This is a genomic window from Mesorhizobium sp. NPDC059025 (assembly GCF_042739655.1).
Taxonomy (GTDB): domain Bacteria; phylum Pseudomonadota; class Alphaproteobacteria; order Rhizobiales; family Rhizobiaceae; genus Mesorhizobium.
The window spans coordinates 407,479-421,813 of the sequence record NZ_JBHYIM010000002.1 but is presented as its reverse complement, the minus strand read 5'-3'; the positions used below and the strand labels follow the sequence as shown (position 1 = coordinate 421,813).

The following is a 14,335-nucleotide window of genomic DNA, read 5'->3' as shown; positions in this document are numbered from 1 at the left end:
AAAGCCGATGACGATCCTTGGCGGACAAAACGTGCTTCTGACCGGGGCGCTCGGAACCTTGGGGCGCGCCCAGGCGGAAGTGCTCGGCGGAGCGGGGGCAAACCTTCTTCTGCTCGATCGGCCGCATGCCGAAGGCGGCGCGGCATTTGCGGCGGAGCTCGGCGCGAAGTGCCGGGTTCAAGCTTCCTATGTCGGGCAAGACCTCAACGACCTTGCCGCGACGCAGGCGCGTGGCGAGACGCTCGCTGCAGCCTGTGGCGGCATCGATATCCTGATCAACAACGCAGCGCTGATCATCAACAAGCCGTTCGAGGCGTTCTCGCTCGAGGAATACGAAGACCAGCTTCGGGTGAATTCCGCCGCTGCCTTTGCGCTTGCGCGCGCGGTAGCGCCCGCGATGAAACAGAAGCGCTATGGCAAGATCGTCAATTTCTGTTCAGTGACGCTGAATGGCCGCTGGGATGGCTATGTTCCCTATGTAGCTTCCAAGGGCGCCATGCTTGGCCTCACCAAGACGCTCGCCCGGGAACTTGGGCCGCATGGCGTGCGCGTCAATGCCGTATCGCCGGGCGCTGTCGTTTCGGATGCCGAGCGGCGGGTCTTTGCCGACCGGCTACAGGAATACAATGACTGGATCCTCGAAAATCAGTGCCTGAAGGAACGCATTGAACCGGCGCATGTCGCCGAGCTTGTGCTGTTCCTGGTTTCGCCGGCCTCTGACCTGATCACGGGACAAAACATTCATATCGACGGCGGTTGGTGATGGCGCCGCTTTGCCTGTCCAGCACGATCGCCCGGATCACCATCCGGCCGGATCTGGGAGCGGGGCTTATGTCCTTCGACGTGATGCATCGCAACGCCTGGACGCCGGTGTTCCGATCGGTCGATCCAGGAACGGGACATCCCTTCGGCCTGTCGAACATCCTGCTGGTCCCGTTCTCGGGACGCGTTTCGGGTGGTGGCTTTGCGTTCGATGGTGCATTTCACCCCATTGAGCCGAACATGCCGGCCGAAAGATACCCCATCCATGGCAGCGCATTTTCGGCAGCGTGGACTGTCGTCGAAGCGAGCGACGGCGCCGTCACGCTTTCCCTCACTGGGACGGGGCCTGGCCCGTTTTGTTATGACGCCTCGGTGACCTACCGGCTGGACGGCGCTACGCTTCTCATGGAACTCGCCGTCACCAACAGGGCGGCACTCGTCCTGCCTTACGGTCTGGGTTTTCATCCATGGTTCGTGCGCGATCACGACACTAGGCTGACCGCCCAAGCCGATCGTGTCTGGCTGGAGCAGGACGACCATCTGCCGCGAGCAGTCGAGCCCGTCTGGAAGCATTCGCAGCTGGATTTTACCCGAAGCCGTGAACTGCCGCGATCCTGGGTCAACAACTGGTTCGATGGCTGGGACGGCAAGGCGCGCATCGACTGGCCATCCAGGGATCTGACGGTACTGGTCGAGGCAAGTGAGTTGTTGGATCGGTACGTGCTTTATTCTCCGTCCGGTGATGCCGATTTCTTCTGCTTTGAACCGGTCTCCCATCCTGTCGACGCTTTCAATCTGCCGGAAGGCCCGATCAGCCACGGCATGGTGAAACTTCAACCAGGTGGACGGATAAAGGCCAGCGCGCGGTTCATCGCGCAACCGCTGTAGATTGCCGTGGATTTGCCTGATGTCCGATGCGCGTGGGCAGCTCGGTTGTGAAATCCTGCGTGCACTGATGTATGGTTGTATCAGCGCTGATTCCTTCCGGTGATGCTGGCTGATCGATATGAAAAAAGCTGCTGCCGCAGTGATTGCCGTTGTCGCGGCCATCGTCGGACTGCTTCTTGTTCTCCCAGCCCTGATTTCGACTGACTGGGCGCGGTCCGAGTTGAGCCGGCAGCTGTCGTCGGCAAGCGGCATGGACATCAGCCTGAACGGCCCTGTGCGGCTGTCGTTCCTGCCGAGCCTGGCCGTGGTGACGAAGGACATCACTATCTCGTCGCAGACAGGCGATCTTTCTGCAAAAGTACCCGGGTTTTCGACCGCGATCACGCTTTCGTCGCTGTGGTCGAAAAAGCTTGAAATCCAGTCCATTGCGCTCGTCGACCCGGCCATCACCATCACATCGTCCGGCGAAGGCGCGGATGCACAACCAACGCCGTCTGGCCAGCTTGACCACGATCCTTTCGCCGCTCTCGTCGGTACGCTGGAGCGGCTGGCCGTTAATCGCATCACCATCGAAAATGGCAGCCTCAGCGCGGCCGGCGAAAACGGGGCGGCGAGCACCGTCAGTGCAATCGATGTCGATCTGAAGGCATCGGATCTCGATCGCGAAGCCGTTTTCTCGCTGGCTGCGACGCAGGATGGCCGGCGGCTGCAACTGGATGGCACGCTTTCGGCACTCAGGCCGATCCTGCAGCGGCAGCCGGCCAAGGTCGCGCTCGAAGCGAAGATCGAGCCTGCGCCGTCTCCTCTTCTGGCATCGGTGAAAGCAAGCGGTGAGATCCGGCTGAATGCGGACGGCGGCTACCAGATCCAGGGTGGACAATTCGACCTTGCCGACCAGTCCTTCCAACTGGACGCGCTGTTCCAGCCCGGCAGGCCGCACCGCTTCCTCGCAGATCTGTCCGCAAAGCGCATCGATGTCGGTGCGCTGGCCAATTCCGGAACCGGCAAGGCAGAGCCGGGCACTGCCAGCGAACCCAGCCTGGCGATGCTGGCGAATATCGACGCCGATGTCAGCGTCACCGTGGATCAACTGGTCAGCGGCGCGCTGGCTGCCTCCGATGTCCAGTTCGCGGCGACCCTTCGCAACGGGCATCTGGAAGCCGACCTGCAGCATCTCGGCCTCGACGCGGGCAGTCTTGCCGCTTCGGTTTCAACCGATGTGACCAAGCCCGCCCCGACATTCCAGGGCAAGCTGACCAGCTCCGGACTGGATATCGGCGCGATGGCGAAGCTTGCCGGCCAGCCGGCCCCGCTGTCGGGAAAGATAACCCTGGATACCGCCTTCGCCTTTCGCGGACTGAACGCGGCCAAGATGCGCGAAAGCCTCAACCTGCGGGGGACGGTAGGGATCCGCCAGGGCAAAGTCCCTCTGGCTGCGCTCACCGGCAAGAAGGACGGCGACATTACCGGCCTGAGCCTCGACGCGAAAATTCAGGACATTGCCAAGCCCGTCGATGTTGCTGGAAAGCTGACCTGGCAAGGCCAGGAGATCGCCTTCCAGTCGCAGGCCGCCCCCGCCGATTTCCTCGCAAGCCCATCGCTTGCGGAGGCGTCGGGACCGGTAAGTCTCTCCATAGCGTCGAAACTTCTGCGTGCCAGTGCGAACGGCACGGTGGGTGCGGGCGGCACGTTCAAGGGGCAGGTCTCTGCTTCGACACCATCGCTCGACAGGCTCTTGCAGTGGCTGGGGCAGGGCGCATCCGGTGGTTTGCAGGATTTCGACTTCAAGGGCACCGTCGACGCCGGTCCCGCAGGGGCCTCGTTCGCAAACGCCAATATTGGCCTGAACGGCGTCAAGGCATCCGGCGATGGTGCGGTTAAACTTGGCACGCCGCTCAACATCCGCACCTCGCTCCAGTTTGCGACGCTGGATTTCGCGGCGCTCACGGGAGGGGGAAAGCCCCCAGCCTCGGGAAAAAAAGGCTCGGCCGGCTCCAGCGACGCGCCTATCGATCTTGCATTTCTCAAAGGGCTGGACGCACAGATCGACGTTGCGGCGGACAGGATCGGTTACGGCAAGGTCTTTGCCGGTCCGGTGAAAACCACGCTCGTCGTCGCGAATGGTGACGCTGATCTGAGCCTGCCCGAAAGCCCGTTCTACGGTGGGACCATCGCCGCGAAAATGTCCGCGAGCGGCTCCGGCGATGTTCCTGCGATAAAGCTGGACCTGGCGATCGGTGGCGCGACCGCCGCGCCGCTGCTTAACGATGCGGCGGGGTTCGACAAGCTGGAGGGCCGGCTCGACACGAACATCGCCGTTTCGGGGACCGGAAAAACCACAAAGACGCTGAGACGGTCGCTTGAAGGCAAATCCGCGTTGAAGCTCAGCGACGGTGCGCTGCGCGGCATCAACATCGCCGAGGTCTACAACAATCTGGCCGGACTGCTTGCCGGCGGCTTCAAGTCGGATGACACCAAGAAGACCACATTCACCGAACTCGGCGCATCGTTCGCCATCGAGAACGGTGTTGCGCAGACGCAGGATATCAGCCTGCTCGGCCCGCTTGTGCGCATGGACGGCTCCGGCAAGATCGATCTTGCGGAACTGACACTCGAGATCAATCTCAATCCGCGGGTCGTGGCTTCGCTCTCCGGGCAAGGCGGCGACATCGCGGCAAAGGGCATAGGCGTGCCGGTCATTGTCGACGGCTCGCTCTCCGCGCCACGCATCTATCCGGATTTGCGCAAGTTGTTGCAGGATCCCAAAGGCGCATTGGAGATGCTGAACCGCCTCGGATTGCCGACCGGCAAGCTGAACCTCGACAAATTGCTTCCGGGAGAAGCCGGCATCGGCAAGGGCGCCGGGGACCTCATCGGCGACCTGATCAAGGGCGGCAAGGGCGACAAATCCGGGCTCACCGACATCATAAACGGCGTCTTGCCGGGTCAGAAGCCTGATCAAGGAGCTCCCGATCAAGGTTCCAATGAAACACCGCAAGCGAACGAGGGGCCTGTTCAGGGCGAGGTAGAACCTGAAGCAGGCCAGCCGCCCGCGCCGGAGACGCCGAAAAAAGACAAGATCGGAACGATTCTCGATCAGCTTCTGCAGTAGCTACAGGCGTTGCGGTCCTACTGGATCCCACCCGGGCCCGTGGTCTGCTGGATCCGCCAGGACACCGTCTGGATTCGGATCGGTTCGACGGGGCCGCATTGTACCGCCGTAATAACCTCGCCTGAGCTGCACGGCACGTGCATCTCGAAGCTGCCGTAGCCGCCTTCGATGGCACCGATATCCGTGGCCACGATGGTTGTGCCCGTCATATCCAGTGGACCGGCCTTCTCCCGCAGCGAGGCGAGCTCCTGCGCCCTTTCCGGATAGGGGCGGTCCAGAGCGACGTTCTCCAGGAAAATGGCGTCTGCAGTGCTGTTGTCCCAGCCTTGTGCCAGCAGGCGTCGAAGCCCATCGGCCAGTCGATCGATCGCGGCGGGGACCGGTGGCTCGGCCGCGGCGATGCTGGTGGCCGCACCGAGCAGCAAGGCCAATGCTTCGGCAGCGGGATTCCAGGCGCCCGAATAGGTTGCGTTCTCGACCACGACAACGCCGAGACGCGTCGCCGGATTCCACCGCATGTGCGAGCTGAAACCAGGATATCCGCCAGAGTGGCAGACGATCGGGCCAAACCTTCGATGGTCTTCGATCACAAGGCCATAGCCGTAGCCCTTGAGACGCAACTCGTCTGTCGCGTCGAATGCGATCGGGCATTGTATCCGCTGCATTTCGCGCCGGCTGGCACTGGAGAGGGGGCCGTCATCGTCGCCCGTGGGATGGAAGGCCGAGCACAGCCAACCAGCCCAACGTGCCAGGTCCAGGGGGGTAGTGACGACACCGCCTATGGAAGAAAAGGCGCCGGGACCACTGAACGGCAACGCAACCCATTCGTCGCCGACCTTGCGGTATCCGGTCGTCAGCGAGCCCTCCGGGACTGCGGCGGGGTCGAAACCCGTCTCGTCGAGGCCGAGGGGTTTAAGCAGATTCTCGGTCACGAATGCGGGATAGGATTGGCCGCTGACCACCTCGATCACCTGCCCAAGCAGGGCGTAGCCCAGGTTTGAATATTCATAGCGCGTTCCCGGTGCCGTCGAGAGGCGGACACCGTTCCGCAGGATCGAGCGGAACTCTTCATTGGATATCGATTCCTGCCGGTCGGCCCACGGATCGTCGGTCGGAAAGCCGCCAGCCATCGACAGCAGCATCCGAAGCGTCGGTGCCTCCGGCTGGTTGACCGGCCGCGTCGCGACAAGGTCGGGAACGTAGTCCGTCACCGCATTGTCAAGCGACAGCAGCCCTCGGTCGCGTAGTTGCAGGACCGCCGCAGCCGTAAAACTCTTGGTGCAGGAGGCCACGCGGAAGCGACTATGTCGCGCGGGCGGGGTTGCGCTCTCTCCGGCGGTTCCAAAACCGCCCTCGAACATCGGTCCGGAAGTGTCGAAAACCACAAAGCGGATACCGGGGCTGGTCTGGCTGGCGACGCGTCGTGAAAACACCTCGGATACTGCGGCGGCAAGCGCCTCATATTCCGGCAACTCGTTGAGACGGGGCATCGCTTCACATTCCTTGAAACCGCAAGCCAATTGCCATGCTCCAGGATTTGAGTCGACGCCAGCGCCAAGTGAACCTGGAACAGCAGACGTAGGGCTGTGAACCGTTGTGGTCACGCGCCCGCCAAATTTGAGCGGCTGATCGAGTCTGGCGGGATTGCGAGGACGGGGACCAAGTTCGGGTCAGAGCCGCAATTACCAATGCCAGGGCATCGGTGTACTCAGGTCGCAGAGCAGGTCGACTTTACCTTCAGGCGGAGTGGCCAGCGTTAGACGGCCGATTGTTTTGGTCATCGGCGGGGGAGGTATGAGCACTGACAATTCAGCGCCGCGTGCATTCGCAATGCGATAGCTCGGAGCCCCGTCTTCGATGGCAAAGCGGGCAGTCCAGTTCGCTTCCTGTAGATCGGGGAAAAGGGTTATCTCGGCGCCTTCGACCCGTTTCAGTGTTGCGCTTTTCCTGTCCGAAAAGGTGAACTCGAAGCTGTTTTTGCCCTGTGAACATGAAATCGAGTTCGCTGTGGGCTCCGCTCCCTCCGCCAGGCTGACGCCCGAAGCCGACAGCACCGCCATCAGCGCGGATACACCGCAAGCCGCAATCCTTACACGAGACGGCAACTGTTTCAACGACTTCGAGGTGATCCTGGGCACTGTCAATACTCTTGCCGACATCAGCCAGTTCAAGCTGACACGACTGGGAAAGAATGCCAACGGCGCATTCTCTTGCCTTTCATTTTTGAAGACAGCGAATCAAGAGACCCCGGCGCTTTCGTGCCGGGGTCTCTTGCATTGCCTGAGATGGCGAGTTGTCGAGTAGGATTTACATGAAGCCTGTTCGGCCCCGGATCAGCTGCACCCGCTCGTCGCGCCGCAGGTGTCGCACTTCTCGCAGGTGCCGTTGCGAACCATCGTGAAGTTCTGGCACTCCGAGCAGCTGTTGCCGGTATAGCCCTGCAGCAGCGACTTGGCGCGGCGGTCGGCGGCGAGCTTCTTGGCCTCGGCGACTTCCTGTGCGGCAGCGTCGGTGAACAGCGCCGAAGTTGCTGTTTCTTCCGAGCTCTCTTCGTCGGCTATGTCCTCGGCCAGTTCCTTCGCACGCTCCTCATAGTCGCGCTTGTAGGCGAGCGCGTCCTCGGCATTCGGCTTCAGTGCCAGCACGTTGGAGCCTGCGAAAGCCGTCGGGGTTGCGCGGGCAGGGGCCGGTGCCTGGGTGCCGCCAAAACCTTTCGGCTCGGCTCCGAGGTTCGACACCAGCTTCACCGGCGAAGCACCCCGATACAGGCCCTTGGAGAAGGGCGTCGTCTTGCCTTCGGTGATGCCCTTGCCGAGCGAGGTCTTGTCGAGGTCCGACTGGTCGACATGAGCGAGGTCGTGACGCGACAGGTAGGAGACGGCCAGTTCGCGGAACACATAGTCGAGGATCGAGGTGGCGTTCTTGATGGCGTCGTTGCCGACGACCATGCCGGCCGGCTCGAACTTGGTGAAGGTGAAGGCCTCGACATATTCGTCCAGCGGCACGCCGTACTGGAGACCCAGCGAGATGGCGATGGCGAAGTTGTTCATCATGGCGCGGAAGGCAGCGCCTTCCTTGTGCATGTCGATGAAGATCTCGCCGAGGCGGCCGTCGTCGAACTCGCCGGTGCGCAGATAGACCTTGTGGCCGCCGACGATCGCCTTCTGGGTATAGCCCTTGCGGCGGTTCGGCAGCTTCTCGCGGTCGCGATAAAGGCGCTCCACCACGCGCTCGACGATCTTTTCCGTGACCTGCACGGCCTTGGCGGCAGCAGGCGCGGCGATCAGCGCCTCGATGGCATCGTCTTCGTCCTCGTCCTCATCGGCAATGAGCGACGCGTTGAGCGGCTGCGACAGCTTCGAGCCGTCGCGGTAAAGCGCGTTTGCCTTCAGCGCCAGCTTCCACGACAGCATGTAGGCGCTCTTGGCATCCTCGACCGTCGCTTCGTTCGGCATGTTGATGGTCTTGGAGATGGCGCCCGAGATGAACGGCTGGGCGGCCGCCATCATGTGGATGTGGCTTTCCACCGAGAGGTAGCGCTTGCCGATCTTGCCGCAAGGATTGGCGCAATCGAACACCGCATAGTGCTCGACCTTCAGGAAGGGCGCGCCTTCCAGCGTCATCGCGCCGCAGACATGGACATTGGCGGCCTCGATCTCCTTCCTGGAGAAACCCAGCGCCGGCAGCATCTCGAAGGAGAAGTCGCCGAGCTGTTCGTCGGTGAAGCCGAAGGTCTCCTTCACCCAGTCGGCGCCGAGCGTCCACTGGTTGAAGACGAACTTGATGTCGAAGGCGCTCTTGAGAGCCGCGTTCAGCGCTTCGATCTTTTCATCGGTGAAACCCTTGGCTTTCAGCGACGACGGATTGACGCCTGGTGCCTGGTTGAGGTTGCCATGACCGACGGCATAGGCCTCGATCTCGGCAATCTGGCTTTCCGAATAGCCGAGCGTACGCAGGGCTTCCGGCACGGCGCGGTTGATGATCTTGAAATAGCCGCCGCCGGCCAGCTTCTTGAACTTCACCAGCGCGAAATCGGGCTCGATGCCGGTGGTGTCGCAATCCATTACCAGGCCGATCGTGCCGGTCGGCGCGATGACGGTTGCCTGCGCGTTGCGGTAGCCATGCTCTTCGCCGAGCTCGATGGCGCGGTCCCAGGCGGCCTTGGCGTGCTGGCCGAGTTCGGCCTGCGTCAGGTCGCCATGGACGAGCGGAACCGGGTTGACCGCCAGCTTCTCGTAGCCGTCCTTGTCGCCATAGGCGGCGCGGCGATGATTGCGCATGACACGCAGCATGTTGACGGCGTTGCGGTCATAGTCCGGGAAGGCGCCGAGCTCGGCTGCCATTTCTGCGGAGGTGGCATAGGCGACACCGGTCATGATCGCGGTCAGTGCGGCGCAGATGGCGCGACCTTCCGCCGAGTCATACGGAATGCCGGACGTCATCAGCAGACCGCCGATATTGGCGTAGCCGAGGCCGAGCGTGCGGTAGTCATAGGAGAGCTTGGCGATCTCCTTCGACGGGAACTGCGCCATCATCACCGAGATTTCGAGCACGATGGTCCACAGGCGAGCAGTGTGCTCGTAGGCCGCGATGTCGATATCGCCGTTCGCCTGGCGATAGGGCAGCAGGTTGATCGAGGCGAGATTGCAGGCCGTGTCGTCGAGGAACATGTATTCCGAGCACGGGTTCGATGCGCGGATGGCACCGGCCGACGCACAGGTGTGCCAGTCGTTCATGGTGGTGTTGAAGTGCAGGCCCGGATCAGCCGAAGCCCAGGCGGCGTAGCCGATCTTTTCCCACAGGTCGCGTGCCTTCAGCGTCTTCAGGACCTTGCCGTCCTTGCGGGCGGTCAGGTGCCAGTCGCCATCGGCTTCAACCGAACGCAGGAAGTCGTCCTTCAGCGAGACCGAATTGTTGGAGTTCTGGCCGGAGACGGTGAGGTAGGCTTCCGAATCCCAGTCGGTGTCGTAGGTCTTGAAGTCGAGCGCGGTGTAGCCCTGTCGCGCAAACTGGATGACGCGCTGGATGTAGTTCTCCGGCACGGCGTTCTTCTTGGCGGCCTTGATCTCGCGCTTCAGCGCGGTGTTGATGGCCGGGTCGAAGCAGTCGTCGTCCTGGCCTTCGCAGTTGACGCAGGCCTTCATGATGGCGTCGAGGTGCTTCTTGACGATCTTGGAGCCGGCGACCAATGAGGCCACCTTCTGCTCTTCCTTCACCTTCCAGTCGATGAAGGCCTCGATGTCCGGGTGGTCGGCATCGACGATGACCATCTTGGCGGCGCGGCGCGTCGTGCCGCCCGACTTGATGGCGCCGGCAGCGCGGTCGCCGATCTTGAGGAAGCTCATCAGGCCGGACGATCTGCCGCCGCCCGAAAGCTTTTCGCCCTCGCCACGCAGATAGGAGAAGTTCGAGCCGGTGCCGGAGCCGTATTTGAACAGGCGGGCCTCGCGCACCCACAGGTCCATGATGCCGCCTTCGTTGACGAGGTCGTCACCCACCGACTGGATGAAACAGGCATGCGGCTGCGGATGTTCGTAGGCCGATTTCGACTTGGTCAGCTTGCCGGTGAACGGGTCGACGTAATAGTGGCCCTGGCCGGGGCCGTCGATGCCATAGGCCCAGTGCAGGCCGGTGTTGAACCACTGTGGCGAATTGGGTGCGACACGCTGGGTGGCCAGCATATAGGCGAGTTCGTCGCGGAAGGCGGCGGCGTCTTCTTCCGAGGCGAAGTAGCCACCCTTCCAACCCCAGTATGTCCAGGTGCCGGCGAGGCGGTCGAAAACCTGACGGGCGTCGCGCTCGGAACCGTAGCGCTCATTCTCGGGCAGTTTGGCCAGCTCGGCTTCGTCGGCGACAGAACGCCAGAGGAAAGAGGGGACGTCGTTTTCCTCGACCTTCTTCAGGCGAGCCGGAACGCCAGCCTTGCGGAAATACTTCTGGGCCAGGATGTCGGCGGCGACCTGCGAGAACTGCGCGGGCACGTCGATGCCGTCGAGGCGGAACACCACGGAACCATCCGGATTCTTGATCTCGGAAAGCGCCTTGCGGAATTCGATCTCCGCATAAGCCGATTGTCCTGGCTTGGTGAAACGCCGCTCGATGCGCATCGTCGTGGTTCCTTCTTAATCTATATATAGCGCTTTTTGCGGGCGTTTGCCCGGTCCCTTTCCAAAAAGCGCACGCCCCAGTCTTCCAGCTGCCTCGCAACAGCCGACGTTCATCACCGCGCTCTGTTGTCGACTCGCTGTATTACGCTTCCTGCGAAGCCTCGCTCAGCCTGCCGACAGACCCGCGCGGGTCTTTTTGATCTGAAAAATTCCGATTCCCTCATTGGAGGGCTCTTCACATTATCTAGGGCTGAGATTGGCTGCAAACACTAAATATAGTGTTAACAGGTCATTTATTCCAGCCGTAAAAGTCTCCTTTTCGGTGTTTCGCGCCCGACAAACGCCACGCCTCCGCCGGCCTAGTGGTTAAGGCGGAAAACGGGCGAAAACGCACAAATTCCTGGGAAAAAGACCGGGCTCGAAACTTTCCGGTCGCGCCCGAAACGCGAGCACATGACCTATAAAAGTCGACTCGCTCCTAAGCGTCAAGGGTTCGTTTTTGTAGATTTTGTGACCCCAACATATTGTGTGTCACATATGTGGATAATGGGGAGAAAGCGCCCCTGGCAAAATGATTGCTGGCGTCAGGATTTTATGCGCAATGGCTTGCTTGTTCGGCCCGTACGCGTAAAAGAGGCGCGGGGGAATATGGCTGAGAGGGAACAGCCGTCACGCAACTGGGGTGACAGTTGAAGGCCTATTTCGTCCGCAAGTCCGCTGATCGCGAGGTCGTCGGGTTGTTTGTCGCGCCATCACTTATATTGCTTGCCGCACTGGTCGATGAATGCTGCGACCCGTCGGTCTGCGACTATGCACCCGCCCCGATGGGGGGCATCCTGGTACCTGGGTCCACGCAGACGCAATGGCCGTTGAACGAGGATGACTCGGAAAGCGGTTTCGAGAACGTGGTTTTGTCCCAGCAATGGGACGACGAATTGCGCGAAGGTGGCGAGCTGGAGTGGAAGCCGCTGAAGGCGGCGGCACTCAAGATGCTGCGCGAATGGTCTGGCAAGAGTGCGAAGCGCATGGCGCCACTCGGCGAAGGCGCCTGATCTCGCGCAATCGCCTCAGGCCGCGAAGCGTTTCGGGTTCTCACCAAAATGGGCGATGATCAGGCCAAGATCCGGCTCATTGACCATGCGGGCGGCCTGGACGGGTGTCACCCATTTGCGCTCGCGTTCATGCCTCTCCTTCCACTTGGCGGCGACATCAACGACCTTGAGCGGAAAAACCAGCACTTCGCAGGGTACCTGCTGCCCGGTCGACAGGGCCTTGGCGTAGAAATAACGGCCGACTTCGAGCGTGGAAACGGTGCCGGTCAAACCTGCTTCCTCGCCCGCTTCGCGCGCGGCGGCCTCGCACAAAGGCTCTCTTGCTTCCGGCCAGCCCTTGGGCAGGACCCAGCGACCGGTATCGCGGCTGGTGATCAGCATCACTTCGATGGAACGGTTGTGCCGGCGCCAGGGCAGCGCAGCAACCTGAAGGCGCAACGGAACCGTGCCGAAAAGTTTTCTTACCCTTTCGGCCAGATTGGCGTTCGCTAGAGGTCCGTTCAACATTCGAAAGTCACCGCAAGAAACCGAAACTTCTTTGCCGTCTCACGAAATATGGGCGCTATTTTGCGAAACAAAAGTAAAAAACGCACACAAGTTCCACGAAAGGGCCCGGAATGCGGAAAAAACTGTGACTCCCGGGCTCAGGAAGCGACGCAGTCACCCGGAGGGGCCCTTCAAACAGGTGGCCCTGGCGCACGCAACCGTCGTGATTCGGAGGTGTGACAACCGAACCAGCGGAACAGAAAAGTTGCCTGCGTCGTCTAGCCGGCGTGGTCGTCGGCGATCGGCTTCTGGTAGGTGAAGCCCATGTCCCAGGGGAAGTAGATCCACGTGTCCTGGCTGACTTCGGTCACGAACGTGTCTACCAGCGGGCGGCCTTTCGGTTTGGCGTAGACGGTAGCGAAATGCGCCTTCGGCATCATCGCGCGAACGATACCGGCGGTCTTGCCGGTGTCGGTCAGGTCATCGATGATCAGGATGCCTGCTCCCTCTTCGGCGAGCAGCGAGGGATCGACCTGCTTCAGCACCTGCAATTGCCCCTGTGACGTGTAGTCGTGATAGGAAGCCACGCAGACGGTCTCGATGATGCGGATGCCGAGTTCGCGCGAGATGATCGCTGCGGGGACCAGGCCGCCACGGGTGATGCAGACGATCGCCTTCCACTGCCCGTTGACGCCGGACAGCCGCCAGGCGAGCGCACGGGCATCGCGGTGGAACTGATCCCAGGAAACTGGAAAGGCCTTTTCGGGAAGGGACATCACGCACTCCGCAGGCGCGCCAGCCGCGCGCAGGATTTGAGGAATGCGGGCGGAATTAGCCGGAAAGCCGCGTCTTTGGCAAGAGGCTTGGAGTTGGTGCGGTCATCCCGTGCCCCGATATCCACGGCGATGACGCGAGCATGGCCGCCGATGCGTGTTTCACCAGCCCGGACTTTGTTCTTCCGTTCGAACTCAAACGGCCTTCAGGTCGCAAGGTCTTTTGGGGCAATTCCCCGGAAGGTGATCGTCACCTGGACAGGAAGGCGGTCACCGGCGAGGAGCGCAGCACGGTTCTAGTCACGCCGCCATAGAGCAGCCGGTGCAGCCAGGAATGGCTGTACGCTCCGATGACGATAAGGTCTGCTCCAGTCTCGATCAGGCGGTTCTGTACGGCGTCCTCGATGGTGCCGCCCTTTGCCTGCCTTGTCGCCACGCTGGCCTTCACGCCGTGGCGGGTCAGCGCCGCGGCAATTCCGGCGCCGCCCAGCCCTTCCTCGTCGCTGTCCTCGCCGGGATCGACCACGAAGATCTCGACCTTTTCGGCTTCGATCATGAAGGGCAGGGCGTCAAAGGCCGCACGAGCCGCCTCGCGGCTGCCGTTCCAGGCCAGCATCACATGGCGGAAACTGGCGGCAATCGGCCCGGCATGCGGTACCACGAGCACAGGTCGGCCTGCGTCGTAGACGAGTGAGCCGATATCGGCATTGGTGTCGCTGTCGGCATCGCGCTGCGCTGCGACCACAATGTCGGCGGCGCGCACGCTGGCGAGGCTGGAGAGCGCGCTATCGCCTGAAAATGTCTCTTCGGCCCGCCACTCGAAGGAGAGGCCGGAAGGCTGCAGTTTCTTCTGGAAGACCGTCCGCAGCTTCGCCGAGCGTTCCTTGTTGAGGTCAGCCGAGACCTGCATGAATTCGGTGTCCGGAAAGCCGGTGGCCGAGGTGTACGGCATCGGCAGTGCTTCGGCATGGACACCAATGACGTGGGCCTGGAAGCGGGAGGCCAGCGCGATGGCGCCATCCAGCACGCGCTCCGCATCCTGTTCGCTCTGTACGATGGCGACGATGGTCTTGAACGGCATGGAGCCCTCCTGCATTTTCTGACCGCTGCCGACGTCCGCGCCGGATAGTTCAGTGCTGGCTCAGATATCACCAC

Annotated in this window: 10 protein-coding genes; 4 read left to right on the top strand and 6 right to left on the bottom strand. The window is 61.8% G+C overall.

Annotated features, from left to right (window positions below; all coding sequences use genetic code 11):
- Nucleotides 1–7: 7 nt before the first annotated feature.
- From ACFWYE_RS06245 to ACFWYE_RS06235, 3 genes are all read left to right on the top strand, one after another.
- Nucleotides 8–763, top strand: coding sequence for an SDR family oxidoreductase (locus ACFWYE_RS06245; RefSeq protein WP_379110232.1), 756 nt, complete (start codon nt 8–10; stop codon nt 761–763).
- On the top strand, nt 763–1,650 hold the full coding sequence (locus ACFWYE_RS06240) for an aldose 1-epimerase (protein WP_379110231.1): 888 nt from the start codon (nt 763–765) through the stop codon (nt 1,648–1,650). Before ACFWYE_RS06245 ends, ACFWYE_RS06240 begins: the two co-directional genes overlap by 1 nt.
- A gap of 118 nt (nt 1,651–1,768) precedes the next feature.
- Complete coding sequence (locus ACFWYE_RS06235; protein ID WP_379110229.1) at nt 1,769–4,762, top strand: AsmA family protein; 2,994 nt, start codon at nt 1,769–1,771, stop codon at nt 4,760–4,762.
- Between the two features lie 17 nt (nt 4,763–4,779).
- On the opposite strand, the gene ACFWYE_RS06230 is transcribed toward ACFWYE_RS06235, so the two are convergent.
- From ACFWYE_RS06230 to ACFWYE_RS06220, 3 genes are all read right to left on the bottom strand, one after another.
- Nucleotides 4,780–6,252, bottom strand: a complete 1,473-nt coding sequence (locus tag ACFWYE_RS06230) for a serine hydrolase (RefSeq protein WP_379110227.1) — start codon at nt 6,250–6,252, stop codon at nt 4,780–4,782.
- A 192-nt stretch (nt 6,253–6,444) separates the two neighbouring features.
- Complete coding sequence (locus tag ACFWYE_RS06225) at nt 6,445–6,960, bottom strand: hypothetical protein (RefSeq protein WP_379110226.1); 516 nt, start codon at nt 6,958–6,960, stop codon at nt 6,445–6,447.
- Nucleotides 6,961–7,095: 135 nt separating this feature from the next.
- Entirely contained in the window at nt 7,096–10,869 is a 3,774-nt protein-coding gene (locus tag ACFWYE_RS06220; RefSeq protein ID WP_379110224.1) for a vitamin B12-dependent ribonucleotide reductase, read from the bottom strand.
- 689 nt (nt 10,870–11,558) lie between these two features.
- Between ACFWYE_RS06220 and ACFWYE_RS06215 the strand changes: the two genes are divergently transcribed.
- On the top strand, nt 11,559–11,921 hold the full coding sequence (locus tag ACFWYE_RS06215; protein WP_379072477.1) for a hypothetical protein: 363 nt from the start codon (nt 11,559–11,561) through the stop codon (nt 11,919–11,921).
- A 15-nt stretch (nt 11,922–11,936) separates the two neighbouring features.
- Here ACFWYE_RS06215 and ACFWYE_RS06210 read toward each other — a convergent pair whose 3' ends face one another.
- The 3 genes from ACFWYE_RS06210 to ACFWYE_RS06200 all read right to left on the bottom strand — a co-directional run bounded on the left by ACFWYE_RS06210 (nt 11,937) and on the right by ACFWYE_RS06200 (nt 14,261).
- On the bottom strand, nt 11,937–12,428 hold the full coding sequence (locus ACFWYE_RS06210) for an NUDIX hydrolase (protein WP_379072475.1): 492 nt from the start codon (nt 12,426–12,428) through the stop codon (nt 11,937–11,939).
- Nucleotides 12,429–12,685: 257 nt separating this feature from the next.
- Nucleotides 12,686–13,183, bottom strand: coding sequence for a xanthine phosphoribosyltransferase (gpt, locus tag ACFWYE_RS06205; RefSeq protein WP_326895764.1), 498 nt, complete (start codon nt 13,181–13,183; stop codon nt 12,686–12,688).
- Between the two features lie 247 nt (nt 13,184–13,430).
- Nucleotides 13,431–14,261: a universal stress protein gene (locus tag ACFWYE_RS06200; protein ID WP_379072473.1), complete on the bottom strand. Its 831-nt coding sequence runs from the start codon at nt 14,259–14,261 to the stop codon at nt 13,431–13,433.
- Nucleotides 14,262–14,335 lie beyond the last annotated feature (74 nt).

Coding starts and splice junctions, on each gene's coding strand:
- ACFWYE_RS06210 (WP_379072475.1), bottom strand. CDS start 12,428: ATGTTGAACGGACCTCTAGCGAACGCCAATCTGGCCGAAAGGGTAAGA.
- ACFWYE_RS06220 (WP_379110224.1), bottom strand. CDS start 10,869: ATGCGCATCGAGCGGCGTTTCACCAAGCCAGGACAATCGGCTTATGCG.
- ACFWYE_RS06235 (WP_379110229.1), top strand. CDS start 1,769: ATGAAAAAAGCTGCTGCCGCAGTGATTGCCGTTGTCGCGGCCATCGTC.
- ACFWYE_RS06230 (WP_379110227.1), bottom strand. CDS start 6,252: ATGCCCCGTCTCAACGAGTTGCCGGAATATGAGGCGCTTGCCGCCGCA.
- ACFWYE_RS06245 (WP_379110232.1), top strand. CDS start 8: ATGACGATCCTTGGCGGACAAAACGTGCTTCTGACCGGGGCGCTCGGA.
- gpt (WP_326895764.1), bottom strand. CDS start 13,183: ATGTCCCTTCCCGAAAAGGCCTTTCCAGTTTCCTGGGATCAGTTCCAC.
- ACFWYE_RS06240 (WP_379110231.1), top strand. CDS start 763: ATGGCGCCGCTTTGCCTGTCCAGCACGATCGCCCGGATCACCATCCGG.
- ACFWYE_RS06200 (WP_379072473.1), bottom strand. CDS start 14,261: ATGCCGTTCAAGACCATCGTCGCCATCGTACAGAGCGAACAGGATGCG.